Genomic DNA, 24,893 nt, shown 5'->3' on the forward strand with positions numbered 1-24,893 from the left:
GGTCCAAACATGGCATCCCACCAGCTTTCCTCGGGCGATCTGACTGCCGATCGCCGCGCCCACTATGCTCGTCAGTACGCCGAAGGCGGCGATCTGGGTGCGGCTGTGGACTTGCAGACCCAGGCGCTCGAACTCGCGCCGGACTGGGCCGCGGGCTGGCAGGCGCTTGGCGACTATCAGCAAAAGGCCGGAGATCTGGCCGGTGCGGCAAATGCATGGCGCAAGGTGCTGGCGCTTTCGCCGGTCGACATTTTCGGCGCGGGCCTGAAACTGTCGCTGACCGGACAGGCGAAAACGCCGCCGGCTCCCCCTTCCGAGTATGTCGAAGCGCTGTTTGATGGCTACTCGAACCGCTTCGACACGGCGCTTCTGGAAGACCTTGGCTATTGCGTGCCGGAGCGGCTGACCGCACTGCTCAATGACGTTGCCGGCATGGATGCAAAATTTGCCAAGGTGATCGACCTGGGCTGCGGCACCGGTCTGTTCGGCGAGCAGATCCGGCAGATGACCTCCTGGCTGGAAGGCTACGACCTTTCGCAGGGCATGCTGGCCAAGGCCGGAGACAAGGGCGTTTACGACCGGCTCGGGCAAGCCGACATTCTCCATGGAATTCCTGCAGCGCGCCTGCAGGGCGCCGGGCCGGCCGACCTGGTGGCGGCAGCGGATGTGTTCGCCTATTTTGGCGATCTGGACGGTGTCATGGCGGTGGCCTCGGACCTGACAGCAAAGGGCGGATTGCTCGCCTTTTCGCTGGAAGCCGGACAGGAAGACTGCGATTGGATGCTGCAATCCTCGCTGCGCTATTGCCACGGCGAGACCTACCTCAAGCGGTTGCTGGATCAGCACGGCCTGGACCTGGTGAAACTGTCAAGGGAACCAATCCGGCGCGACGGACACAACACCATCACCGGACTTCTGGCCATTGCCCGCAAGCGGCTCAGCGCGACGGTGAGCGAAGACGTGGCCAGCATGGCAAAGGCAACGCCGCTGACCATCGCTCTCAACTGACAGCGATGGCGTAGCTGCGCTCGGCAGCAGGAAACAACTCAGGCGGCCGAGGCCGGCTGATCAACCGGATGCGGTGTCCGAAAGCCGACGGCGAGCCTGTTCCAGGTGTTGATGGTTCCGATCGCCACGGTAATCTTCATGATCTCCTCATCGGTGAAGTGCGCCTTGAGCGCTTCGAACTCTCCATCGGGAGCACCGGTTTGGGATACGTTGGTGATAGCTTCGACCCAGCCAAGCAATGCACGCTCCTTCGGATCATAGACACCGGATTCGCGCCAGACGCTCATCAGGTTGATCCATTGCTCGGCCAGCCCGTCGTGGCGGGATTCCTTGACGTGCATGTCGACACAGTAGGCGCAGCCGTTGATTTGCGATGCGCGCAGCTTGATCAGGTGGATGAAGCGGCGCTCGAGACCCGAGGTCTGAACATAATTCTCAAGCTGCAGAACGGCATTGAGGGCGTCGGGCGCGGCTTTGTAAAAATCAAGACGGGGTTGCATCATCAGTCTCCTATGGGTTGGGGCTGGCCTCGGCCGGCCGCCTTGCGTTGATGAAGGTCGAGAAAGGCGCAACCGCGGGCAACGATGCCGCCGTCGTCGGCTTCGGCTACTGCGGTGATCAGGTCGGCCACCGTTACCCTGGCAAGCTCGGCGCGGTAGGCCTTCTCGGCCCTGAGCATGGCGGCGTTGATGCCGCAGGGCGCGCTGAAGTAGCGCGCGGGCAAGGGATTGGGCCCACGTTGCCTGATCTCGTTGCAGCGGAATGCAGGTGCCGGCCCCTCAACGGCCAGCACGATATCGAGCAGGCTGATGGATCGGGGCACCCGGGCCAGACGATATCCGCCCCTGGGGCCCGGCACAGTGGCCAGAATGCCCGCGCCGGACAGAGCCTGCAGATGCTTGAGCAGATAGCTGGTGGAGACGCCGTGAAACTCGGCCAGGCTGGCAGCCGACAGCACCGCATCTGATTCAAGGCCTGCCAGCATGGTCACGCTGTGGATCGCCTGCTCTACCCCGTCACTCAGTTTCATGCCCTTCTCCTATCGTGGATATTTTTTATCCGTGATTCGGATACCTGTCAATCACTGCGTATTCCTGTTGCTCCAGTCTCTCGCGCTGATGATTACGCTGCGGCTTGGACTGCCAGCAGCGCTGCACTACATTGAACGGTGTGAAAGCCGAAACTCCCCCTCAATCCGGCACAACCGGCTTCGACCTGCCAGAACCGTTTCCGGGCTGGTTTGCCAGCCGTGGGTGGCAGCCACGCGCGCACCAGCTGGAACTGCTGGCCGAGACCGCCAAGGGGCGCTCGATGTTGCTGATTGCGCCGACCGGCGCCGGCAAGACACTGGCAGGCTTCCTGCCAAGCCTCACCGAACTTGCCACGCGCGGCAAACCCAAACCCGGCGCCGCCGGATTCAGATCACTGCACACGCTTTACATCTCGCCGCTCAAGGCGCTGGCTGTCGATATCGAGCGCAACCTGGCACGTCCGGTCGAGGAGATGGGCCTGCCGGTGCGGATCGAGACCCGAACCGGCGACACGCCGCAATCCAAGCGCGCGCGGCAACGCAGCGATCCGCCCGATATCCTGCTGACCACGCCGGAGCAGGTGTCGCTGCTGATCGCCAACCAACACGCCGAACGTCTGTTTGCCGGGCTGCGCTACGTGATTTTTGATGAGCTGCATTCGCTGATTGCATCCAAGCGCGGGCACTTGCTGTCGCTGGCGCTGGCCCGGCTTCGGAAATTGTCGCCGGGACTGCAGAGCATCGGGCTGTCGGCGACGGTGGCGGACCCCGAGGAACTGCAGCGCTGGCTGGTGCCGCAATCGCGCGAGAGCGAAGAGATGTCGGGGCAGATCACGGTGGCCGGCGGAGCCAGCCCGGTGATCACCATTCTCGAGAGCGAAGAGCGCATCCCCTGGTCGGGCCATTCGGCGCGCTATGCCATCCCCGATGTCTACCAGACCATCAAGGATCACCGAACCACGCTGATCTTCGTCAACACCCGCAGCCAGGCGGAACTGCTGTTTCAGGAACTGTGGCGGATCAACGACGACAGCCTGCCGATTGCACTGCATCACGGCTCGCTGGATGCGGCGCAGCGGCGGCGGGTGGAGGCAGCGATGGGGCGCAACGAGCTCAGAGCCGTTGTCGCCACCTCGACGCTGGACCTGGGGATCGACTGGGGCGATGTCGATCTGGTCGTCCATGTCGGCGCGCCCAAGGGCGCAAGCCGGCTGGCGCAGCGCATCGGCCGCTCCAATCACCGCATGGACGAGCCGAGCCGGGCGATCCTGACGCCAGCCAACCGGTTCGAGGTCCTCGAATGCCAGGCGGCAATCGACGCCAATTACGTCGGTGCGCAGGACACCCCGCCGGGCGGCGACGGCGGGCTCGACGTGCTGGCCCAGCATGTGCTCGGCATGGCCGCTGCAGCGCCATTCGATGCGGATGATCTCTACGCTGAAGTCACCAGCGCCTCACCTTACGCGTATCTTGGCCGCGAGACTTTCGACAAGGTGATCGAGTTTGTCGCCACCGGCGGCTATGCGCTCAAGAGCTACGATCGCTACGCACGGATCCGCAAACGCGCGGACGGTCTATGGCGGATCTCCAACCCGCAGGTGGCGCAGCAATACCGGCTCAACATCGGCACCATCATCGAAGCGCCGATGCTGAATGTGCGGATGACCAGCCGCAAGAACGGCACGCTGTCAGGACGCGGCGGCCCGCCGCTGGGCAAGGTGGAGGAATATTTCCTCGAAACACTGGCGCCCGGCGACACGTTCCTGTTCTCGGGCAAGATCCTGCGGTTCGAGGGAATCCGCGAGAACGAATGCCTGGTCTCCAAGGCCTGGGACCAGGACCCGAAGGTGCCTGCCTATGCCGGCGGCAAGTTTCCGCTGTCGACCTATCTCGCCGAGGGTGTGCGGGCGATGATCGCCGATCCGGCCAAATGGGGCTCGCTGCCCGACCAGGTTTCCGACTGGCTCAGAATGCAACAGCAGGTCTCGCAATTGCCGGCCCGGGACAGCCTGCTGATCGAGACGTTTCCGCGGGCGGAACGGTTTTTCATGGTGCTCTATCCGTTCGAAGGCCGCATCGCCCACCAGACCCTGGGTATGTTGCTGACACGAAGACTGGAGCGGCTGCGGGCGCAGCCGCTCGGCTTCGTCGCCACGGATTACTCGCTCGCCGTCTGGGGGCTGGAGGACATGGGCGCGATGATTGCAGACGGACGCCTGGATCTCGGCGAATTGTTTGACGAAGACATGCTGGGCGATGATCTCGATGCATGGCTGAATGAATCCTGGATGCTCAAGCGGACCTTCCGGGCCTGTGCCGTGATCTCCGGGCTGATCGAGCGGCGGCATCCCGGCAAGGAAAAATCCGGACGCCAGGTCACGGTGTCTGCCGATCTTATTTATGACGTTCTTCGCAGCCATGAACCGGACCATATCCTGCTGCGCGCAACCCGGGCAGATGCTGCCCAGGGGCTTTTGGATATTCAGCGGCTCGGGGCTATGCTCAAGCGAATCAAGGGCCATATACGCCACCGGGCGCTTGAACATATCTCGCCGCTGGCGGTTCCGATCATGCTGGAAATCGGGCGAGAAACGGTTGCCGGCGAGGCGCATGAAAGCATATTGGCCGAGGCGGCGGAGGACCTGCTTGCCGAAGCGCAGGACCAGACTTGAACGGAACAGCCATGCACGGCGCAAACGCGGCGCTCATAACAGACAGCCCGGCAACCGGCCCGGTGACAGTCGAGCTGATTGTCAACGCAACCGCCGTGGTCTGCGACCATGCGGGCGTGCTCTGGCTGCCCGGCAGCGGCGCCCTGGTGGTGTCCGACCTGCACCTGGAAAAGGGCGCGGCCTTTGCCCGTCGCGGCATGCTGCTGCCGCCCTATGACACCGCAGCCACCCTCGCCCGGCTTGCCAAGGCAATCGCGCGATACAATCCGCGCCTGGTGATCAGCCTGGGCGACAGTTTTCACGACCGGACCGGATCCGCGCACCTGCCCGAGTGCTACCGCGAACAGTTGCAGAGCCTGCAGCAGGGCCGCGACTGGGTGTGGATCGAGGGCAATCACGACCCCGACAGGCCGGTTGGGCTGGAAGGCCGTTTCTGCAGCGAACTGCATGTTGAAAGCCTGGTGTTCCGGCATGAACCGACTTCCGGCGCGGCGGACGGCGAAATCGCCGGGCATCTGCATCCCGCCGCCCGCGTCGTTCGGCGCGGAAAGGGCGTGCGCCGGCCGTGTTTCGCCAGCGACGGCAAACGCCTGCTGATGCCGGCCTTCGGCTCCACCACCGGCGGGCTGGAATTGCGCCATCCGGCGATGCGCGGATTGTTCAACAAGAGTGAACTGGTAGCGCATCTGATTGGCCGGGAGCGGATCTATTCCGTCGCGTTCAACCGAATGAACGGCTGATCCGGTTATCAACGCTTATAAAGCATAATACGATTGACATGATGGCGCTCTAGACTAACTAGATCTGTCAAATTGATCGGACACGGCACAACAGCATTTGCCGGTTGTTCGAAACCGCATCCCTTTTTTAACTGCTTGCGAAATTGCACCGCAAAGAGGTGCTGCACTGGATGTGGAATGCAGGCAATATCGAACGAAGAAACCAGACGAGCAAACGGATGTCTTGAGCAGGATTTTGATCCGAACGGGAGTGGCAATGCACAAACTCAACCTTTCACCTGACGTGTTTTTCTCCCTGTTCATTGATCCTGAACTTGGAAATGCCCAGGCACTCCAAGTCAACCGGGATGACTGCAAGGACGCCATGCTCGGCCTGATCGAGCGATATCAGCTCGCAGGCAAGAGCGTGCTTTCCCTCGGTTCGGGCCATTCGTTCGAGGAATTCTGGCTTCACGAGACCGGGTGCGACCTCACCTTGAACGACATCGACCTGCCGGTAAATGTCGATCTTTGCCAAGGCGACGGCATGACCTTTTACCACGGTGATGCCGCCGAAGCATTCGGGGACATCCCGGACAACCAGACCGACCTGCTCTATATCTCCAGCTTCCATCCTGATGAACTCCGGCGCGAAGCGATACAGGCGGACTTTGTTCCCCGCCGAACCCCTGAGCAGTCCAATCACTACGTGACGTGGCCCGACGGCGAATTGCCCTACCACCGCACGATTTACGATGCACTGGCGAAGATCAAGGATGGCGGGCTGGCCGTCTTCCAGCACTACCGAGGTGGCGTGTGCATCGACTACAACCCGCATTATCTCGACGCGATCAGAGATCAATTCGAAAGCGCGGGAGTTCAGCTGCTTGAAGTGTACGCATTCCGGCGCTCGACAGCGCATGTCCTGGTGGTTGGCTACAAAGGGGATGCCTCACACGCATTGGCGTTCAGCAAGTCCTTGCAGGGACGTCCTGAAATCAAGACATTCCACGGCCGCTATCAAGACAGGGAAATCTCCGCAGACGTCGTGAAGGCGTTCGATCTTGCGAATGAGCAGATCCGGCCGCGAGAAGTCTTTGGAATCGGCGCACCAGCCAATCCGGTGGAGCCCGATGAAAAGCCGCAACTCGCGTCTGCGGCGCCGATGGGTTTTTTCGACCGGCTTCGCCGCCGCTTTCTGAACTAGCGCCACCCCGCCGCGCACTACTGTCTGCCAGTGGCCTGGGCTGGCTGGTCACCGGGCCTCAGTCCTTGCGGAAGATGACGCTGCCCAGCCATCCGGTCAGCGTTGCCAAAAGCACCGCGATGATACCGTAGGCGAGCGAATAGACATGGGCGAAATTGTAGATGAACTGCTCCAGGCCGGTCTTGACCACCCGGAGCGGGATCACCTTTTCCATGACGAACTGGTTGTTCTTGTAAAGAACCGCGCGGACCTTGTGCTGACCGACCGGGATGTTGGCCGGAAGCCGGACGGTGGCGCGGAACAGCGCCTTTGAGATGAACTGAACACCAGTCGGGTCGCGCTGGTACAGCCCGCTTGCCTGCTTGATGCGCCGCAGTGCATCGCGGAACTCGGTCAGCCGCGAGCCGTCGCCGACGCCGCCGGTGGGCACAAGCCGGATGTTGTTGATCCCGATATCGCGCGAGGCAAGCTCCATCAGATTGGCGATATCGGCCAGAGGCCTCGTGCTCGACATCGAGTAGGACGCCGGAATCGGCTCAAAGCGGATCGAATGCCGGTTGATCCATATCCCCGCGACACGCTCCTTGCGCCGCACCGTCGAGGATTTGCGCGGGCCCTCCAGCGCGACGACAACGTCATAGGCGAAGGTGGCAAGCAGCAATTCGTCGGCACCGTCGATCGCGCCGAAAACGGTGATATCGGCGCCGGAGAAATCCGAGGTGATGGCGATCTCGTTGGTGGAAATTCCGATATCTATGCGTTCGGAGAACTTGTCGTTGACCGTCACCGTCGGATCGGCAAGCTGGGCCGCGGCAGGAAGACTGGCAAGCAATGGCAGGACAAAGAACAAAACCGCGGAGCGCATCAGAACCCGAAACTCCCGCTGACCACAGAGTAGATTTCATCGGGCGGCAGGACCAGTCCGAACCCGAGGCGAATGCCGACGCCCAGAACCAGCAGCGCAAGGCCGGCGCGCAATTGCTCGCCGCGCATCTTCTGACCGACGCGGACACCGTATTGCGCACCGATCACGCCGGCGACCATCAACAGCCAGGCGAGAACGATATCGACCGAGAAGTTGGTCGCCGCCTGCACAATCGTGGTGAAGGCCGTGACGAAGATGATCTGAAACAGCGATGTTCCGATCACGACGCTGGTCGGAATGCGCAGCAGGTAAATCATCGCCGGGACCATGATGAAGCCGCCGCCGACGCCCATCACCGAGGTCAGAACGCCAATGGCAAAGCCGAGCAGGATGACCGGGATCACGCTGAGATAGAGCTTGGAGCGCTTGAAGCGCATCTTGAACGGCAGCCGGTGCACCCAGTTGTGCTGACCCGGTTTGCGCATTGACACCGGCTTGTTCCTGGCCGCGCGGCGCAGCGAGATGACGCTCTCCCAGAGCATCAGCCCGCCGACAGAACCAAGGAAGACGACGTAAAGCAGCGAGATGATCAGATCCAGCTGACCAAGACGGCGCAGCATGGAGAATATCTGTATGCCGACGGTTGCGCCGGCCAGACCACCGACCAGGAGCACAAGTCCGAGCTTGATATCAAGCGTACCCCGCCGGAAATGCGCAAGCGCGCCGGAGACCGACGACGCAACGACCTGGTTGGCGCCGGTGGCAACCGCCACTGCGGGGGGAATATTGTAAAAAATCAGAAGCGGCGTGATCAGAAAGCCGCCGCCCACACCGAACATACCGGACAGGAAACCCACTGCCGCGCCCATCCCGAGGATGACGAAGATATTGACCGACAATTCTGCGATCGGCAGGTAAATGGTCACCTTGCCCCCCGGGCGTCAATGACGAGAAAAATGTTACGCGGGGAAAGCCCGACAAAACGGTTTTGCGCGTTTCGGCGGTGCGTGTCAAATCAGATGACAGCCCCCATGGACGGTTTTGGCGGTGTTCTTGACCTTTTTAAGGCCAAGCGGCGCATGACAGCGCCGAACAGGCTTATCGACCGGAAAGAGTTTCCGGTAACACTTTGAAATGACGCACATTCGCAACCGCCCGATTACGCCAGTCAATCAGACGTCTGCATTCACGCCATCACCAACGGACCGGAAAAACCGTGCCCGTTTGGGTTCACGGGCACAGGCCTTGCGCGGAATGGCTTAGCCGTTGCGGGCGAGCAGTTCCTGGACCAGCTTGTCGTCGACTTCACCGGTGGGTTCCATGCCGATGGAAGCCTGGAACTGCTTGATCGCGGAGACTGTCCGTTTGCCCATCACGCCATCGGGGGGACCGGCATCAAAACCATTGTTGTTGAGAATGGCCTGGATGTTGCGGATTGCCTTGCTCATGTCGACCGCAGCGGTTTCCGTGGACGCCCCTTGCCAGGACGCAGGAACTTCAACCTCATTGGCATCCGCGTTGATCGGCTGGGCCGTCCAGTTCGCGACCGAAGCGCGGGCTGCCTCGACCTGCTCGGGACGCAGCGCGTTGAAGACTTCGTCGCGCTTGACCGCGGCATCCTTGTCGCCGTCATTGGCGGCGATGGCGAACCATTTGTAGGATTTTTCGAGATCGCGAGGGACGCCATCTCCACGGGCATAGAGAATCGCCAGGTTGACCTGGCTGTCACGGACGCCGATTTCGGCGGCACGACCGAACCATTCGGCGGCGTTTTCGTAATCCGGCACGGCACCGGCCGTGGCATAGAGAACGGCGAGGTTGTGCATGGCGCTTGCGTTGCCCTGCTCCGCCGAGAGCTGGTACCATTTCTTGGCGGCATCGAGATCGCGCTCAAGCCCGCTGCCTTTTTCGTAGAAATTGGCAATCCGGTACTGGGAAGGTGCGTGGCCCAGATCGGCGGCACGCTGATACCAGGTCGCGGCTGACTTGAGATCGACCGGAACGCCGCGGCCTTCGGTGAAGCGCGCCCCGATTTCGTAGAAGGCCAGCGGATTGCCGGCAGCCGCAGCAGCCTTGAGCGCGGCGGTCGCGGCATCCTGAGGCAACGCATCCAGTGCAGCGGTCAGAACCTCATCGCTGAGCGGCTCCGCGGTCTCCTCCAGCGGGGTAATGGCCGCTGTCGCTTCCGGGGACGTCGCTTGCGGCGCCATTTCGGTCACCTGCGATGCAGGGTCCGTGCCGGGTTCGATCACCCTGACCTCGGGCAAACGCGTTTCAACAACGGGTTGCTGTTCCTCGATTTCGACCGGCCTGTCCGAAATGTCGCCAGACAATGCGGCCTGCTCGACCGTTTCGGCGGGCTCGACGATGGCCGGCTCGACAGCCGAGATTTCCTCATTGCCGCCGGAGAGCAAGCCGGAGACAAGCGGGAACGACATGACTGCCAGCAAAACCGCGCCGGCTGCCATCAGGATCGGACGGCGACGGGACTTGAGCACCTCAAGCATTCCGCCACCACCGCCGGAGCGGTTCTTGCCGATGGTTTCCACTTCGGCGGCCGCAGCCATGGCGGCGCGGCGGGCGGAGGCGAGAAATTCAGATTTCTCCGAGCCATTGTCGGCGGGGCTGCCGCCGCGCTGGCGTTCCGCTGCCTGGGCTTCGCGCACCTTCTGCAGGATGCGGTTGATATCAGGAGCGCCCGAACCCGGCTCGAGCGGCATGTTGGCGGTTTCCGCATCCATCTCCATGGACGGATCAAGCGGCGGGGAGTCGTCTTCGGTGAACTGGGGCTCGGCCTGTGACTTGGAAGTATCTTTGCCCGGCCGGATGCGTGCAGCCAGGCCGGAAAGGAAAGACTTGTCGCCAGCGCTGTCCGACCGCGATGCCACGTCGCCTTCCTGTGCCTCGGCCTCCTGGCTTTCCGCATAGGCCGCAGCCATGGCGGCGGCCTCGGATGGAGAGCGGGCGGCCTGGGCTTTCAACTCAGCCGGGGAGCGGGACAGTTCCGAAAGAGCGTCCTCATGGTCAACTGCCAATGGCATGACATCGTCAAGCGACCGGGACGATGCCTGCGGCATCGCGGCTTCGGCGGCGCCGTGCGCATCAGCCGCATTTGCATGAGCGGTCTCGGAAAATGCCGACGCAGGCGCACCGAGGCGCTCCAGCCGTTCGGCAATCTTCAGCATGGTCTCCTGGACCGCCTCGAAGGCACGGGTGGTCCGGTCCTCGGTCGTGCGGCTCAGACCTTCGAGCGCCTTGAGATCGTCGGCCAGCGCGGTGATGACTTCCATGTTGGCGAGCGATTGTGGCGACGGGGCGCTGCCCATCTGGCCGGAATAGGCCGACAGCGCCGCTTCGGCTGCCTGACGGGCGGCTTCGACGACAAATTCATCGCTGGTTGCCAGATGTTCCTCGATGGAGGCCAGGCGCTCCTCGATAACCTCGGTACTCCCGCCTGCCGGCGAAGAGCTGATCAGGCGGGAAAGATTGGCGATCTGGTCTTCAAGCCCACGCATTGCCTGGTCGCTGGCGCCGGCTCCGGCATTGCTCGACATATCCAGCCGGTCGGCGATATCGGCGAGCCTGGCTTCCAGGTTTTCGATCCCGGGCATCATCGCCGGGGCCTGCTCCAGATAAGGCCGGTCGAGCCGGGCCGAAATTTCGGCCAGCTGGGCTTCGACATTTTCCAGCCCGCTCACCGGCTGCAGGGCGTTGCCAGCAGCAGAGATTTCAGCCTGCTGCAGCCTGTTGGCAATCTCTGCCAGCCTGGCGTCGAGGGTTTCAAGTCCGGGCAGCGGATCAATGTCGCGCGAGACAGTCGCTTCGGCGCGGCCGATCAGCGCTTCGAGACGGCCGATGACTGCTTCCGGCACACCACCTGTTTGCGGGGCGGGGATCGAGAGGCTCTCGATCTGGTGGGCCAGATTGTCCAGCCGTGCGATCAGGGATTCATCCACTCCGCGCGCGTCGAGAGCTTCGATCTTGCCGGTGATGTCGTTCAGGTGGTCGGCCAGTTCCGGCATGCGGTCTTCACGGGCGCCGTTCTCGAGATACGACTGGAGTTTTTCAATCCGTGCATCCAGGCGCGCGATGGCTTCCTCGTCGGCCAGCTGGGCGACACGCGCGGCAAGATGTTCGATGCGGCTGCCGATTTCCGTTTCAACGGCAGCGGGCTCGAGTTCATCGATCTTCTGGGCGACCGACGCCAGCCGGGCCTCAAGCCGTTCGAACGGCGCATTGTTGACCGCGGGCGCCGTCTGAGCCGGCATGGCTGCAATGGCCCGGGTGATTTCATCAAGACGGGCACCGAGCATATCAAACTGCTCGGGCAAATCCGGGCTGGCGGACACCGTCTGCCGGGTCATGGCCTCGATCGTATTGGAGAGTTCGGCGATCTTGTCCTCGATCGCCTGCCCCTGGCCGGATGCGGGCATGCTGGCCAGGAATTCGCGGATTTCGTCGACGCGATAGGCCAGATTGACCAGCTCTTCGCGGAGCGCGGTCATGTCCAGGCCGGAGACCTGTTCTTCCATCGACTGCCAGCGTGTTTCAAGCGAACGGACACTGTCTTCCCGGGCCAGTTGATCGACCATGTTGCGCATGGAATCGAGTTCAAGCCGGAGCGCATCGGCTCCGCCGTCGTGTGCGCCGAGCGCATCGATCGAAGCCGAAATGCCGGCGAGGTCGCGGCGCAGTTCCCTGGGCAGCGACTGATCGCGGGCTTCCTTGCGCAGTTCACCCATTTCGCGGCGCAGCGCCGCCATTTCATTGACGAGCTGCTGGCTCAGGTCCGGCCTTGGGTCCTGGCGCGCGGCGGCAAACGTGTCGGCGGGTGCGGATGTCCGGGAGGGCTGGCTTGCCTGCGCCTGGCGGCCTGCCGGCATCGCGGTCTGGGCTGATCCGCCGCGCTGCGCTTCTTCAAGCGCGCGCTGCCGGGCACGAATGTCGTCAAGCAGATCGCCGCCGAGACCGGAAGACTGCGGCTTGGGCGCCGCGGCTTGCGGTGCTTTTGCCGGATATCTGCCACCGGGCGCGGCATTGCCGCTGCGGCCCATCATGGTTTCAATTCGCGCTTCCAGGCTCTCTATAGTGCGGTTGAGCGAATCCAGCGAGGATCCGCTTGCACCGGGCCTGCTTGAATGAGATCGCGATCCGTTCATTTTTGTTTCCGCTTCGCGTTGTTGACCAGGGCTCGTCGCCCCACCCCCGTCCGCAGCACATCCATATCGCTCTCCGGGCCGCAGGGACTAAATCCCGAACACCGAAAAGCCAGACTTCAAACCGGCAAAAAACAAGATACAACGAATCCGGGCTTACTGCTCTTCAGGCCCACATTCCGCGAAACGTGGTAAACAACCCGTTAACCAAGGTTACTTTTCTCTGTGTTTGTTTGCGAAGCTGCTGCGACTTGACGTGACGTAAGGTATAGTGTCACACCGCAATTCAGCTTACCGGAAAACAGAGAAACGGCGGCTTTGGCCAACGATGAATGACATGACTGACACCAGCGTCGACCATGATGAAGCGGTCTACAGGATCGGCGACCTGGCCGAAGAATTCGGCGTCACGCTCAGGACCTTGCGATTTTACGAAGACAAGGGCCTGCTCAAACCGACGCGGGTCGGGGTTACGCGGCTCTTCTCGAAACGCGACCGGGCCCGGCTCAAGCTGATCCTCCTGGGCAAGCGGGTCGGGTTTTCGCTGAACGAGGTCAAGCGGATGATCGACCTGTATGATCCACGGGGCAAGAATGTCACCCAGCTCAAGGTCGCCTTGTCGAAGGGCGAGGCGCAGATGCGGGTGCTTGAGGAACAGCGTGCCACCATCAACACCGCGATCGAAGAACTTGAACGGACCATTTCAGTGGTTCGCGAGATGCTGGCCGAATCAGAATAGCTGCGATCCGGCAGGCATTTACCTGACGACAACCCGCCCAAGAGGCGGTTTTTTTGTTGCGCAGCGCGTTGGCCGCCCCGCTTCAAAGTGCCACAACCCCTTTTTTCCGACATCGCCAAGATTACATTTTCGCTTACACAGCTTGATGTTTTTTCGTTTTTTTGCGCGCCCCGCCTCGAAAAAACACTGGTTTTTAAGAGATTTTGGGATCAGGATGCTGTTGCTGACCCAATGAGCTCCATTTTTGACGTTTACGCAAACGTCAAAATTTAGTAAGCAGCGACACGAGGATCGCCGGGCTATTGTGCCTGCGGCGACGAAACTACAAGGGATGAGGATCCATGCCAGTCTTCAAGGCGCCGGTCGATGATACGCTTTTCATTCTCAACGATGTGCTCGGCTATGAGCGCTACATGAATCTGCCGGGATTTGCGGATGCAAGTCCGGACATCGTCGAGGCCATCCTTCAGGAAGGCGCGCGCATTTCCGAAGAAGTGCTGTTTCCGCTCAACCAGGTCGGTGACCAGGAAGGCTGCACCCGGCATGACGACGCGACAGTGTCGACGCCGAAGGGCTTCAAGCAGGCCTACAAGCAGTACTGCGAAGGCGGCTGGCTCGGTCTGGCAGCATCCCCCGAATATGGCGGCCAGGGCCTTCCCTACGCGCTGCACACCGCCGTTTCCGAATACATGATCTCGGCCAACCTGTCGCTGATGATGTATCCCGGCCTGACGCAGGGCGCTGTGGCCGCGATCCACGAACACGGCTCGGACGAGCAGAAGGCCAAATTCCTTCCCAAGATGATCGAAGGTATCTGGACCGGCACCATGAACCTGACCGAGCCGCATTGCGGTACGGATCTGGGTCTGTTGCGCACCAAGGCCGTGCCACAGGCAGACGGCAGCTACAAGATTTCCGGCCAGAAGATTTTCATCTCCGCCGGCGAACATGACATGTCCGACAACATCATCCATCTGGTTCTGGCCCGCATCGAGGGCGCTCCGGAAGGGGTGAAGGGCATCTCGCTGTTCATCGTTCCCAAGTTCATGGTTGGCGACGACGGCTCGCTGGGTGAGCGCAACCCGGTGACCTGCGGCTCTCTCGAAGAGAAGATGGGCATCCACGGCAACGCCACCTGCGTGATGAATTACGATGAAGCCACCGGCTATCTGATCGGCACCGAAAATGCCGGCCTGAAGGCAATGTTCGTGATGATGAACGAGGCCCGCCTCGGCGTCGGCCTGCAGGGCCAGGCGATGGGCGAGATCGCCTATCAGAATGCCGTTGCCTATGCGCGCGAGCGGCTGCAGGGACGGTCGCTGTCCGGTCCCAAGTTCCCGGACAAGAAGGCCGATCCGATCATCGTCCACCCCGACGTGCGCCGCACGCTGATGACCATCCGCGCCTTCAATGAAGCCGGACGCGCCTTCATGCTGTGGACCGCGCTCAAATCCGATGTCGCCCACAAGTCCGACGTCGAAAGCGATGTCCAGCAAGCCGATGACCTGCTGACGCTGGTCACCCCGGTGGTCAAGGGCGTGCTCACCGACAAGGGCTTTGACCATGCGGTGATGGCACAGCAGATGTTCGGCGGCCACGGCTACATCGAGGAATGGGGCATGAGCCAGTATGTCCGCGATGCCCGTATCGCCATGATCTACGAAGGCGCCAACGGTATCCAGGCACTCGACCTGGTGGGCCGCAAGCTCGGCCAGAACGGCGGCCGCGCCGTCATGGCCTTCTTCAAGGAAGTCGGTGATTTCTGCGAGGAGAACCGCGAAAACGAAGAGCTGGCGCTCTACACCAAGGGCTTGAAGAAGGGGCTGAACGACCTGCAGGCCTCGACCATGTGGCTGATGCAGAACGCCATGGCAAAGCCGGACAATGCCGGAGCGGCATCAACCGACTACATGCATCTCTTCGGGCTTGTTGCGCTCGGCTACATGTGGGCGCTGATGGCCAAGGCAGCGGTTGAAAAGCGCGATGCCGGCGCGGATGGCAAGGAAGAGTTCCTCGCCTCCAAGCTGCTGGTCGGCAAGTTCTACATGGAACGCATCATGCCGGAGACTTCGCTGCGCAAGACCCGCATCGAGACCGGTGCCGACACCATGATGGAACTGGCCGAAGAGGCATTTTAAGCGGCAATCCGCGGCTTGAATTGAAAATATCGGCGGGCGCGTTCATTCGCCCGCCCGGAGGTTCAGGAGGAAGACATGGCGACATTGCCATCAGAAGTGCTTGGCGTACCCCGTCCGGACTGGATGGAAGATGATGTCGCCATGCTCGAGGACATGGCCAGCCGCTGGCTGGAAGCCGAAGTTGTCCCGCATTACGACCGCTACGAGAAACAGGAAATGGTCGACCGCAGCGCCTGGGAAGGCGCAGGTGCCGCCGGCCTGCTCTGCGCCTCGATGCCGGAAGAATATGGCGGTTCGGGCGGCACCTACGCTCACGAGGCAGCGATCATCGAAGCGCTTGGCCGTACCGGCACCGACGGTTTCGGCATCGCTCTGCACAACGCCATCGTCGCCCCCTACATCCTGCATTTCGGTTCGGAAGAACAGAAGCGGAAGTGGTTGCCGAAAATGGCCACGGGCGAAATGATCGGCGCCATCGCCATGACAGAGCCCGGCGCCGGTTCGGACCTACAGGGCATCAAGACGACGGCAAAAAAAGATGACAATCACTATGTCATCAACGGCTCGAAGACATTCATCACCAACGGCCAGCATGCCAACCTGATCATCGTGGTGACCAAGACCGATCCGTCGAAGGGCGCCAAGGGCACCTCGCTGATGGTGGTCGAGACCGACGAGGTCGAAGGTTTCCGCCGCGGCCGCAATCTCGACAAGGTCGGACTCAAGAGCAACGACACATCCGAACTGTTCTTCGACGACGTGCGGATTCCGACCGCCAACATGCTCGGCACCGAGGAAGGCCAGGGCTTTGCCCAGCTGATGACGGAATTGCCGCAGGAACGGTTGCTGATTGCCAACCAGGCGATCTCGATGATCGAACGGGCGCTGGCGATCACCATCGATTACGTCAAGGAACGCAAGGCGTTCGGCAAGGCCGTGATCGAATTCCAGAACACCCAGTTCAAGCTGGCGGAACTGAAATCCGAAGCAACGATGGCGCGGGTGTTCGTCAATCATTGCGTCGGCGAACATCTGAAGGGCCAGCTCAGCTCGACCACCGCCTCGATGGCCAAGTACCTGACCACCGACCTGCAGTGCAAGGTGGCGGACGAATGCGTGCAGCTGCATGGCGGCTACGGCTACATGAACGAGTACCCGGTGGCGCGCATGTTCCGCGATGCCCGGGTGCAGCGGATATACGGCGGTACCAACGAGATCATGAAACTGCTGATCGCACGGAGCTTGTGAACCCATGACCGAATTCACGCTTGATTGCTTTCTGGAGAGCGGCAACGCCTACAAGGTGGCGCTGATGCTCGAGCTTGCCGGCGCTGACTGGGCGCCGCGCCGTGTCGCCTTCTTTACCGGCCAGACGCGCTCGCCGGAATTCCGGGAGCTGAACGTGATGGGCGAAGTCCCGGTCCTGACCCACCACAGGCCGGACGGCGATGTGGTGTTGAGCCAGTCCGGCGCCATCCTTGACTACCTGTCACGGGAACTCGATCGTTTCGGCCCCGCAAACGAGGCGGAACGCCGGGAAATCCTGCGCTGGCTGCTGTGGGACAACCACAAGCTGACCAGCTATGTGGCGACCTACCGCTTCATGAGCGTTTTCCAGAAAAAGACCGACGATCCCGTCACACAATTCTTCCAGGCCCGCATGGTCAATGCCTGGAAGGTGCTGGAAGCGCATCTCGATGGCCGCGACTTTGTCGCCACCGGCCACCCGACAATCGCAGACCTGTCGATCTGCGGCTACCTGTTCTGGCCCGACCAGATCGGCATGGACCTGAACGCCTACCCCAACATTGCCGCCTGGCTGGACCGCATCGCCGCCCTGCCCGGCTACAAGAGACCTGAAGAGTTGATGCCAAGCGGGATGGACCCCGCGACCGCAACCGCCTGACCCGAACACGAAAACCCTGGAGATCACCGCAATGGTTGATGTATTTGTCTACGATCACGTCCGCACCCCGCGGGGCCGCGGCAAGAAAGACGGCAGCCTGCACGAAGTGCCGTCAGTGCGGCTTGCCTCGCACATGCTCGAAGCCCTGCGCGACCGCAATGGACTGGACACCAGCAAGGTCGACGACATCATCATGGGCTGCGTCGATGCCATCGGCGAAGCCGGTGGTGACATTGCACGGGCGGCGACCTTTGAAGCCGGCTACGCCACCGAGGCACCCGGGATCCAGATCAACCGTTTCTGTGCCTCCGGCCTCGACGCGATCAACCTCGCATCCGGCAAGATTGCCTATGGCTCCGATGACATCGTCATTGCAGGCGGCGTGGAATCGATGTCACGCATCGGCATCGGCGCACAGGGCGGCGCCTGGTTCATGGATCCTTCGGTCAACATCCCGGCCTACTTCATGCCGCAGGGCGTTTCAGCCGACCTGATCGCCACCAAATACGGCTTCACCCGCGACGACGTCGACGCCTATGCGGTGGAAAGCCAGAAGCGTGCGGCGCATGCATGGGAGCAGGGCTATTTCAAGAAGTCCGTCGTCCCGGTCAAGGACATCAACGGCCTGACCATTCTCGACCGTGACGAGCACATGCGGCCCGGTACCGACATGCAGACGCTGGCAAGCCTCAATGCCTCGTTCGGCATGATTGCCGAGATGGGTGGCTTTTCCGCCGTCGCCATCCAGGCGCATCCGGAAGTCGAAAGCATCAACCACATTCACCATGCCGGCAACTCGTCGGGCATCGTTGACGGTGCCAGCCTGGTGCTGCTTGGCTCCAAGCGCGGCGGCAAGACAATGGGCCTCGAGCCACGCGCCAAGATCCGCGCCTTCGCCAATATCGGCTCCGATCCCGCGATGATGCTGACCGGCCCGGTTGACGTGACCGAGAAACTTCTCAAGCGCGCCAAGATGAAGATCGAGGACATTGATCTGTTCGAGCTCAACGAGGCCTTCGCCTCGGTGGTGCTGCGCTTCCAGCAGGCCTTCGACATTCCGTCCGACAAGATCAACGTCAATGGCGGGGCGATTGCCATGGGTCACCCGCTGGGTGCTACCGGCGCAATGATCCTGGGCACCGTGCTTGATGAACTCGAGCGCCGTGATCTCAACACCGCCCTTGTGACGCTGTGCATCGGCGCGGGCATGGGCACCGCGACGATCATCGAACGCGTCTGATACCGGGAGAAGAACAATGAGCAATGAAATTTACACAGTAGACGTCGACAGCGACGGCATCGCGCTTGTCACCTGGGACATGACGGACCGTTCGATGAACGTGTTCACGCAGGCAGCACTTGAACAGCTCGATGCGCTGGTCGACCGGTTCGTCGCCGATGACGCGGTCAAGGGCGTCGTGTTCACCTCCGGCAAATCGACCTTTTCCGGCGGTGCAGACCTGACCATGATGAAGACCATGCTGGCCGGCATGGCGGAAGAGAAACGCAACAACCCGGAAAAAGCCCAGCAGATGCTGTTCGAACAGGTGGGCCGGATGAGCTGGCTCTACCGCAAGATCGAAACCTGCGGCAAGCCGTGGGTCTCGGCGATCAACGGCGTGTGCATGGGCGGCGCGTTCGAGCTGTCGCTGGCCTGTCACGGCCGCGTTGCCGCGGATTCGCCATCGGTCAAGATGGCGCTGCCCGAGGTCAAGGTCGGCATCTTTCCTGGCGCCGGCGGCACCCAGCGCGTGCCGCGCCTGACCAATGCCCAGGACGCGCTTCAGATGATGACCACCGGACAGTCGCTGACGCCGGCAAAGGCCAAGGCAATGGGCCTGATCCACGAGGTTGTCGAACCCAAGAAGCTGATTTCCGCCGCCAAGGCGATGATCAAGAACGGCCTGTCGCCGGTCGCTCCCTGGGACGTCAAGGGCTTCAAGCTGCCCGGCGGCAAGGTCTGGTCGCCTCAGGGTGCACAGCTGTGGCCTGCAGCATCAGCCATCCTGCGGCGTGAAACGCAGGACAACTATCCGGCCGCCAAGGCGATCCTGCAGAGCGTTTTTGAAGGCCTGCAGGTGCCGATCGACACCGGTCTTCGGATCGAGCAGCGCTATTTCAGCCATATCCTGCAGACCCCTGAAGCCCAGTCGATGATCCGCTCGCTGTTCGTCTCGCTGCAGGAGATCAACAAGGGCGCACGCCGTCCCGAAGGCATCAAGCCGACCAAGTTCCGCAAGATCGGCGTTGTCGGCGCCGGCTTCATGGGCGCGGGCATTGCCTATGTGACGGCCAAGGCCGGCATTCCAGTGGTGCTGATCGACCGCGATGTTGCCGCGGCTGAGAAGGGCAAGGCCTATTCGGAAGACCTGGTCAAAAAGGGTATCCAGAAGGGCAAGACCACCAAGGAAGATGGTGACAAGCTGCTGTCGCTGATCACCACTTCGGCCGATCACGCCGATCTGGCCGATGCGGATCTGGTAATTGAAGCCGTGTTCGAGGATCGCGACGTCAAGAAGGCGGTGACCGAATCGATCGAGGCGCAGATCCGGCCAACCACGGTCTATGCATCGAACACCTCGACGCTGCCGATCACCGGCCTTGCGAAGAACTCGAAGCGTCCGAAAAACTTCATCGGCATCCACTTCTTCTCGCCTGTCGACAAGATGCTGCTGGTCGAAATCATTCTCGGCCGCAAGACCTCGGACAAGGCGCTGGCCGTGGCGCTCGACTATGTTGCCGCGATCAAGAAGACCCCGATCGTGGTCAACGACACGCGCGGCTTCTTCGTCAACCGTTGCGTGCTTCGCTACATGAATGAGAGCTACAACATGCTCGTCGAGGGCGTACCGCCGGCGATGATCGAGAATGCCGCCAAAATGGCAGGCATGCCGGTTGGCCCGCTGGCGCTGAACGACGAGGTCGCCATCGACCTGTCGCTGAAGATCGTGCGCGCCACCATCGCCGATCTTGGCGAGAAGGCCGTCGACCCACGGCACCTGGCTCTGATCGAGCGGATGGTCGAAAAGGAAGGCCGTCTTGGCCGCAAGAACAGCAAGGGTTTCTACGACTACCCGGCCAAGCCTGCCAAGAAGCATCTCTGGCCGGAACTGAAGACGCTGTATCCGCAGCAGGATCCTGCCAAGGTCGACGTCAAGGAGTTGCAGAACCGCTATCTCGCGGCGATTGCGCTGGAAGCCGCCCGCACGGTGGAAGAAGGCATTGTCACCGATCCGCGCGAAGCCGATCTCGGCACCATCCTCGGCTTCGGGTTTGCGCCCTACACCGGCGGTGCGCTGAGCTACATCGACACCATGGGCGCCAAGGCGTTCGTCGACATGTGCAAGGTGCTGGCCCGCAAGTACGGCAAGCAGTTCAAGGCACCGAAGCTTCTGGTCGAGATGGCCGAGAAGGGCGAAACCTTCTACGGCCGGTTCAACCCCTATCGCGAGGACAAGGCCGCCGCCTGATTGCGCAGCCATTGTGACGATTTCTCAAACGGGCCTTCGGGCCCGTTTTTTATTGTCAGGATTTGGTTGCCACCAGCGTGTAGCACAACGGCAATTGCGCCTCGTTGCCAACATAGATGTCGTAGGCAACCTCGCGGTTGGAATGCGGGTATTCCTTGAGTTCGGCAATCTGCAGCCCGGCCCTGACGCAGCCGGTAACGACGTCACCCATGGTGTGAAACTGCCACCAGGATGGTGGCGCCTTGCCGGCAACCGATCCGTCATAGACGATCTCATCATCGGTGATGAAGGGCTCGGCGCGGAAGTAGGAATATGCCGGAGCATGCGGGTTTTCACCTTCCGGCTCGAACATGTCGAGGACGGGATGGGTCTCGTAAATGACCAGCCGTCCCCCGGGCGTCAGCAGCGAGGAGACCACCGCGAGGAAGCGGGGCAGATCCGGCATCCAGTTAAGCACCCCGATGGTGATCAATGCCAGATCGAAGCCCGCCGCGAGCGCATCGGGCAAGGCATAGACATTGGCACAGACAAAGCTTGCCTTGCCGCCATGGGGGGAAACCGCGCGCAATTCCCCGGCCTGGGCGATGAAGGCATCGGACTGGTCAATGCCGGTGGCGTGCTCAGCACCAAGAGCCAGCATCGACAGGGTTTCGCGGCCATTGTTGCAACCGACCTGCACGGCGCGAGCGCCCCTGACGCCGTTGCCGGCGAGAATGCTTGCCGCGACTGGATCGAAGGTCGAGAATGACGGATCGGCAAAGCCGGAAAGCTGCCGCTGCCATTCGTCGCTTTGCCGGTGGCGATGGGCTGACGCATTCCAGGCAAGCCTGTTGGCCTTGGTTGCTGTGTCCGTGTCCCGTGTCATCGGCAAAAGCTCCTGATCAAGCGCCATTTCGAAATGCACATTCAAAATTCATGCGCGAACGGCCGCAAGGGCGCATGGATCGTTTCATGCTTGTAGCCAGATTATTAACTTCGGAGAAGCATGATAGAGGGTCAAGTTGCCCGGAGAGCCTTGCCGGACATCGGTGCTTCCGATACTGCCGGCAAAAAGGGAGGACCATCCAATGCCCGTCATCGACTACTACTTCCATTGCGCGTCGCCTTTCACCTATCTCGGCCACAACCTGGTGTGCGACGTGGCGGAGAAGCACAAGGCCACGCTGAATTACAAACCGGTCAACCTGACGGCCCTGTGGGATGTGTCCGGCGCGGTTCCCCCCGGCCAACGGCCGCCGGTGCGGCAACGGCTGCGGCTGATCGAACTGCAGCGCCTCGCCGCCTGGCGCAAGGTGCCGATCAAGACCACGCCTCTGCACTGGCCGGTGGACGCATCGCTTGCCGACAAGATCATCATTGCGCTGGTCGAAACCGGCCATGATCCGCGATATTTCATGAACAAGGTGCTCTCGGGCTGCTGGGCCAATGATGACAACATTGCCGATGAGGCGGTGCTGACATCCTACCTGTCACAGGTCGGCCTCGATGCCCGGCCGGCAATCATGGAAGCCAAAACCGAGGAAATCACCGCCATACGCGAACGCAATTCCCGCGATGCCATCGCCGCGGACGCCGTCGGGGTGCCCACCTATGTGCTCAATGGCGAGCCGTTCTGGGGCCAGGACCGGATCGAATTGCTGGACGAGGCGCTGACAACCGGCCGCAGTCCGATCCGGGCGCACTGAAAGCGGAGCGGACACCGGCAAGAGTGAGGATATTTTTCCTAATTGGCTTTACTCGACTGCCGCTGATCATGTAGAAAAGCCATATTCGGGCCATGAATACACGGTCCGGCTTTTGTTCTGAACAGCGGGAACCTGGACCATGCTCTCGCATGAACGCATCTGGTCGGCGCTCGACGCGCTTGCCGAACGTCACGGGTTGACGGCCTCGGGACTTGCCCGGCGTGCCGGGCTGGACCCGACCGCGTTCAACAAGTCCAAGCGCTGCGGCGCTGATGGCCGCGACCGCTGGCCCTCGACGGAATCTCTTGCCAAGGTTCTCGACGCCACCGGCTCCTCGCTCGAGGAGTTCATGGGGCTGGTGCGCGGTGACCAGCCTTCAAGCGAAAGCAGTTTTCCCGAGGGCGCGTTTCCGCCGCAGGCGAGCTCGATCCCGCTACTGGGGTTTGCGCAGGCTGGCTCCGGCGGTTTTTTCGATGATGGTGGCTTTCCTGCCGGCCAGGGCTGGGACGTTGTGGATTTTCCCGCCCAGCCGTCCGACAGGCCCGGTGTCTATGCGCTGGAAGTGCAGGGCGACAGCATGCTGCCGCTTTACCGGGATGGCGACATCCTGATCGTCGAACCCGGAGCCCAGATCCGCCGCGGAGACCGGGTGGTGGTCAGGTCCCGCGAAGGCGAGGTGATGGCCAAGGTGCTCAACCGGCAAACCCCGAAATCGGTCGAGCTGATCTCGCTCAACCCCGAGCACCCGAACCGCAGTTTCGATGTCAGCGAGATCGACTGGATTGCCCGCATCATCTGGGCGAGCCAATAGCAGCAAGCCCGGCAACAGGCGGGGCCGGTTTCGGCCGCCAGGTGTTTTGCGCTCCAACAGCTTGTGCGATGCTGCCACGGTCCTTATCTAACGGGAACATTCAGGAGAAAAACTGCCCATGACCGAACGTGTTACCACCCATGACGCCTTGATCTATCTGATGGTCACCATGTCTGCCGTCGACAAGGCCATGAACGACGCGGAACTGGCACGCATCGGTCGTCTTGTTACCTTCCTGCCGGTGTTTGACGGGTTTGATGCGGAGCGGCTGGTCGGCGTCACCCGTGCTGCAGCCGAATTGCTCAAGGGGCCTGAAGGCCTCGATATCGTGCTCGAGGTTGTCCGCGACGCCGTGCCGCCGAAATTTTACGATACGGCCTATGCCCTAGCAGTCGAGATCGCGTCGGCTGACTACAATATTCAGCAGGAGGAAATCCGGTTGCTGCAGATGCTGCGCGACCGGCTTGGCCTCGACAAGCTCACCTGCGCCGCCATCGAACGTGGTGCCATTGCCCGGTTCAAGAGCGCCTGATCATCAACGCCCGCGCCGACGTGTCACAGGCTTTCACCGGATCGTGTTTCGCCACCGGTTGCAGGCTGTGGCATGACAAGATCCTAGCACGACATGGAGGCGCAGAATGACGTTGTTCGGCCTGTCCGAGCCGGTAATCCGGCTTCTGGCATTTTCCACGATCTTCATCACGCTCGCGGCCATTGAGCTGCTGGCGCCACGGCTTGAGCGTGAGGAGATGCGCGGGGCGTTCAAATCCCGGCGCTGGGTGACCAATCTGGCGATGGTGGTCTTGTCTTCCGTGGCCTTGAGGATCGTGTTTCCACTGGCCGCGGTGGGCACCGCGTTATGGGCGCAATCGCAGGGCTACGGATTGTTTCCGATGCTGGGACTTCCGCTCTGGGCCGCCGGCATCGTGTCCTTCATCCTGCTGGATTTCGCGGTCTGGCTCGAGCATGTGGTCAGTCACAAATGGCCGTGGCTGTGGCGCATCCACCGCATGCACCATGCCGATACCGGATTCGACCTGACGACGGCGCTGAGGTTTCATCCGCTGGAAATCGTGTTGTCTATGTTCTGGAAGGCAGCCGTCATCATTGCGCTCGGGGTGCCGCCGGTGGCAGTTCTGGTCTTTGAAATCGTGCTCAATGGCGCAGCGATGTTCAACCACGCCAATATCAAGTTGCCCAAGCCGGTGGACGCCGTGTTGCGGCTCATCATCGTGACGCCGGACATGCACCGGATCCACCATTCCACCGATCCGCGCGAAACGGATTCGAACTACGGGTTCAACCTGGCGATCTGGGACCGGCTGTTTTCAACCTACACCGAAACGCCGCGGCGCGGTGACACCGGCATCGAGATCGGCCTGTCGGAATGGCGCGACAAGCGCACCGCCAGCCTTGGCTGGGCACTGGCCCTGCCGTTCAGGTTTGCACCAAAGGCCAGGCCCAAAGACACATCGGATCAGTAAAGG

At 61.6% G+C, this 24,893-nt stretch carries 20 protein-coding genes; 14 read left to right on the forward strand and 6 right to left on the reverse strand.

Going from position 1 to position 24,893, the window contains the following annotated elements:
• Nucleotides 1–9 precede the first annotated feature (9 nt).
• On the forward strand, nucleotides 10–1,008 hold the full coding sequence (locus WNY80_RS15710) for a methyltransferase domain-containing protein (RefSeq protein ID WP_342888345.1): 999 nt from the start codon (nucleotides 10–12) through the stop codon (nucleotides 1,006–1,008).
• Between the two features lie 38 nt (nucleotides 1,009–1,046).
• On the opposite strand, the gene WNY80_RS15715 is transcribed toward WNY80_RS15710, so the two are convergent.
• Complete coding sequence (locus tag WNY80_RS15715; RefSeq protein ID WP_342888456.1) at nucleotides 1,047–1,508, reverse strand: carboxymuconolactone decarboxylase family protein; 462 nt, start codon at nucleotides 1,506–1,508, stop codon at nucleotides 1,047–1,049.
• Between the two features lie 2 nt (nucleotides 1,509–1,510).
• Complete coding sequence (locus tag WNY80_RS15720) at nucleotides 1,511–2,038, reverse strand: Rrf2 family transcriptional regulator (RefSeq protein ID WP_342888346.1); 528 nt, start codon at nucleotides 2,036–2,038, stop codon at nucleotides 1,511–1,513.
• A 185-nt stretch (nucleotides 2,039–2,223) separates the two neighbouring features.
• On the opposite strand from WNY80_RS15720, the gene WNY80_RS15725 reads away from it, so the two are divergent.
• The 3 genes from WNY80_RS15725 to WNY80_RS15735 all read left to right on the forward strand — a co-directional run bounded on the left by WNY80_RS15725 (nucleotide 2,224) and on the right by WNY80_RS15735 (nucleotide 6,636).
• The gene (locus WNY80_RS15725) at nucleotides 2,224–4,710 is read left to right on the forward strand and encodes a ligase-associated DNA damage response DEXH box helicase (protein ID WP_342888457.1); all 2,487 of its coding nucleotides are present in this window, start codon (nucleotides 2,224–2,226) and stop codon (nucleotides 4,708–4,710) included.
• Between the two features lie 11 nt (nucleotides 4,711–4,721).
• Nucleotides 4,722–5,450 (forward strand): ligase-associated DNA damage response endonuclease PdeM, encoded by a 729-nt coding sequence (gene pdeM / locus WNY80_RS15730; protein WP_342888458.1) that lies wholly within the window; start codon nucleotides 4,722–4,724, stop codon nucleotides 5,448–5,450.
• A 256-nt stretch (nucleotides 5,451–5,706) separates the two neighbouring features.
• The gene (locus WNY80_RS15735; RefSeq protein ID WP_342888347.1) at nucleotides 5,707–6,636 is read left to right on the forward strand and encodes a hypothetical protein; all 930 of its coding nucleotides are present in this window, start codon (nucleotides 5,707–5,709) and stop codon (nucleotides 6,634–6,636) included.
• A gap of 58 nt (nucleotides 6,637–6,694) precedes the next feature.
• Here WNY80_RS15735 and WNY80_RS15740 read toward each other — a convergent pair whose 3' ends face one another.
• The 3 genes from WNY80_RS15740 to WNY80_RS15750 form a co-directional block, all read right to left on the reverse strand.
• Nucleotides 6,695–7,501 (reverse strand): TIGR02186 family protein, encoded by an 807-nt coding sequence (locus WNY80_RS15740; protein ID WP_342888348.1) that lies wholly within the window; start codon nucleotides 7,499–7,501, stop codon nucleotides 6,695–6,697.
• Nucleotides 7,501–8,427, reverse strand: a complete 927-nt coding sequence (locus WNY80_RS15745; protein WP_342888349.1) for a sulfite exporter TauE/SafE family protein — start codon at nucleotides 8,425–8,427, stop codon at nucleotides 7,501–7,503. Before WNY80_RS15745 ends, WNY80_RS15740 begins: the two co-directional genes overlap by 1 nt.
• A gap of 333 nt (nucleotides 8,428–8,760) precedes the next feature.
• Nucleotides 8,761–12,660: a peptidoglycan-binding protein gene (locus WNY80_RS15750; protein ID WP_342888350.1), complete on the reverse strand. Its 3,900-nt coding sequence runs from the start codon at nucleotides 12,658–12,660 to the stop codon at nucleotides 8,761–8,763.
• Between the two features lie 334 nt (nucleotides 12,661–12,994).
• Between WNY80_RS15750 and WNY80_RS15755 the strand changes: the two genes are divergently transcribed.
• The 6 genes from WNY80_RS15755 to WNY80_RS15780 all read left to right on the forward strand — a co-directional run bounded on the left by WNY80_RS15755 (nucleotide 12,995) and on the right by WNY80_RS15780 (nucleotide 20,910).
• On the forward strand, nucleotides 12,995–13,396 hold the full coding sequence (locus WNY80_RS15755; protein ID WP_342888351.1) for a MerR family DNA-binding transcriptional regulator: 402 nt from the start codon (nucleotides 12,995–12,997) through the stop codon (nucleotides 13,394–13,396).
• Between the two features lie 341 nt (nucleotides 13,397–13,737).
• A complete protein-coding gene (locus WNY80_RS15760) occupies nucleotides 13,738–15,534 on the forward strand; it encodes an acyl-CoA dehydrogenase C-terminal domain-containing protein (protein ID WP_342888352.1) in 1,797 nt (598 codons plus the stop codon).
• Nucleotides 15,535–15,609: 75 nt separating this feature from the next.
• Nucleotides 15,610–16,782, forward strand: coding sequence for an acyl-CoA dehydrogenase family protein (locus WNY80_RS15765; RefSeq protein WP_342888353.1), 1,173 nt, complete (start codon nucleotides 15,610–15,612; stop codon nucleotides 16,780–16,782).
• A 4-nt stretch (nucleotides 16,783–16,786) separates the two neighbouring features.
• A complete protein-coding gene (locus tag WNY80_RS15770; RefSeq protein ID WP_342888354.1) occupies nucleotides 16,787–17,440 on the forward strand; it encodes a glutathione S-transferase family protein in 654 nt (217 codons plus the stop codon).
• A 31-nt stretch (nucleotides 17,441–17,471) separates the two neighbouring features.
• Complete coding sequence (locus WNY80_RS15775; protein ID WP_342888355.1) at nucleotides 17,472–18,680, forward strand: acetyl-CoA C-acetyltransferase; 1,209 nt, start codon at nucleotides 17,472–17,474, stop codon at nucleotides 18,678–18,680.
• A gap of 16 nt (nucleotides 18,681–18,696) precedes the next feature.
• A complete protein-coding gene (locus tag WNY80_RS15780; protein WP_342888356.1) occupies nucleotides 18,697–20,910 on the forward strand; it encodes a 3-hydroxyacyl-CoA dehydrogenase NAD-binding domain-containing protein in 2,214 nt (737 codons plus the stop codon).
• A gap of 55 nt (nucleotides 20,911–20,965) precedes the next feature.
• On the opposite strand, the gene WNY80_RS15785 is transcribed toward WNY80_RS15780, so the two are convergent.
• Entirely contained in the window at nucleotides 20,966–21,775 is an 810-nt protein-coding gene (locus tag WNY80_RS15785; protein WP_342888357.1) for a class I SAM-dependent methyltransferase, read from the reverse strand.
• A gap of 202 nt (nucleotides 21,776–21,977) precedes the next feature.
• Between WNY80_RS15785 and WNY80_RS15790 the strand changes: the two genes are divergently transcribed.
• From WNY80_RS15790 to WNY80_RS15805, 4 genes are all read left to right on the forward strand, one after another.
• Nucleotides 21,978–22,595, forward strand: coding sequence for a 2-hydroxychromene-2-carboxylate isomerase (locus WNY80_RS15790; RefSeq protein ID WP_342888358.1), 618 nt, complete (start codon nucleotides 21,978–21,980; stop codon nucleotides 22,593–22,595).
• 139 nt (nucleotides 22,596–22,734) lie between these two features.
• Nucleotides 22,735–23,406 carry a helix-turn-helix transcriptional regulator gene (locus WNY80_RS15795; protein WP_342888359.1) on the forward strand — a complete coding sequence of 224 codons (672 nt, stop codon included), beginning with the start codon at nucleotides 22,735–22,737 and terminating at the stop codon, nucleotides 23,404–23,406.
• A 118-nt stretch (nucleotides 23,407–23,524) separates the two neighbouring features.
• A complete protein-coding gene (locus tag WNY80_RS15800; protein WP_342888360.1) occupies nucleotides 23,525–23,938 on the forward strand; it encodes a tellurite resistance TerB family protein in 414 nt (137 codons plus the stop codon).
• Nucleotides 23,939–24,044: 106 nt separating this feature from the next.
• On the forward strand, nucleotides 24,045–24,890 hold the full coding sequence (locus WNY80_RS15805) for a sterol desaturase family protein (RefSeq protein ID WP_342888361.1): 846 nt from the start codon (nucleotides 24,045–24,047) through the stop codon (nucleotides 24,888–24,890).
• Nucleotides 24,891–24,893: the final 3 nt, after the last annotated feature.

It is taken from the genome of Hoeflea sp. AS16 (assembly GCF_038900095.1).
Classification (GTDB): domain Bacteria; phylum Pseudomonadota; class Alphaproteobacteria; order Rhizobiales; family Rhizobiaceae; genus Hoeflea.

What these genes read in the sequence shown, in the direction of transcription:
- WNY80_RS15710 (WP_342888345.1), top strand. Translation starts at nt 10, where the DNA reads ATGGCATCCCACCAGCTTTCCTCGGGCGATCTGACTGCCGATCGCCGC.
- WNY80_RS15715 (WP_342888456.1), bottom strand. Translation starts at nt 1,508, where the DNA reads ATGCAACCCCGTCTTGATTTTTACAAAGCCGCGCCCGACGCCCTCAAT.
- WNY80_RS15720 (WP_342888346.1), bottom strand. Translation starts at nt 2,038, where the DNA reads ATGAAACTGAGTGACGGGGTAGAGCAGGCGATCCACAGCGTGACCATG.
- pdeM (WP_342888458.1), top strand. Translation starts at nt 4,722, where the DNA reads ATGCACGGCGCAAACGCGGCGCTCATAACAGACAGCCCGGCAACCGGC.
- WNY80_RS15735 (WP_342888347.1), top strand. Translation starts at nt 5,707, where the DNA reads ATGCACAAACTCAACCTTTCACCTGACGTGTTTTTCTCCCTGTTCATT.
- WNY80_RS15740 (WP_342888348.1), bottom strand. Translation starts at nt 7,501, where the DNA reads ATGCGCTCCGCGGTTTTGTTCTTTGTCCTGCCATTGCTTGCCAGTCTT.
- WNY80_RS15750 (WP_342888350.1), bottom strand. Translation starts at nt 12,660, where the DNA reads ATGAACGGATCGCGATCTCATTCAAGCAGGCCCGGTGCAAGCGGATCC.
- WNY80_RS15755 (WP_342888351.1), top strand. Translation starts at nt 12,995, where the DNA reads ATGACTGACACCAGCGTCGACCATGATGAAGCGGTCTACAGGATCGGC.
- WNY80_RS15760 (WP_342888352.1), top strand. Translation starts at nt 13,738, where the DNA reads ATGCCAGTCTTCAAGGCGCCGGTCGATGATACGCTTTTCATTCTCAAC.
- WNY80_RS15765 (WP_342888353.1), top strand. Translation starts at nt 15,610, where the DNA reads ATGGCGACATTGCCATCAGAAGTGCTTGGCGTACCCCGTCCGGACTGG.
- WNY80_RS15770 (WP_342888354.1), top strand. Translation starts at nt 16,787, where the DNA reads ATGACCGAATTCACGCTTGATTGCTTTCTGGAGAGCGGCAACGCCTAC.
- WNY80_RS15775 (WP_342888355.1), top strand. Translation starts at nt 17,472, where the DNA reads ATGGTTGATGTATTTGTCTACGATCACGTCCGCACCCCGCGGGGCCGC.
- WNY80_RS15780 (WP_342888356.1), top strand. Translation starts at nt 18,697, where the DNA reads ATGAGCAATGAAATTTACACAGTAGACGTCGACAGCGACGGCATCGCG.
- WNY80_RS15785 (WP_342888357.1), bottom strand. Translation starts at nt 21,775, where the DNA reads ATGACACGGGACACGGACACAGCAACCAAGGCCAACAGGCTTGCCTGG.
- WNY80_RS15790 (WP_342888358.1), top strand. Translation starts at nt 21,978, where the DNA reads ATGCCCGTCATCGACTACTACTTCCATTGCGCGTCGCCTTTCACCTAT.
- WNY80_RS15795 (WP_342888359.1), top strand. Translation starts at nt 22,735, where the DNA reads ATGCTCTCGCATGAACGCATCTGGTCGGCGCTCGACGCGCTTGCCGAA.
- WNY80_RS15800 (WP_342888360.1), top strand. Translation starts at nt 23,525, where the DNA reads ATGACCGAACGTGTTACCACCCATGACGCCTTGATCTATCTGATGGTC.
- WNY80_RS15805 (WP_342888361.1), top strand. Translation starts at nt 24,045, where the DNA reads ATGACGTTGTTCGGCCTGTCCGAGCCGGTAATCCGGCTTCTGGCATTT.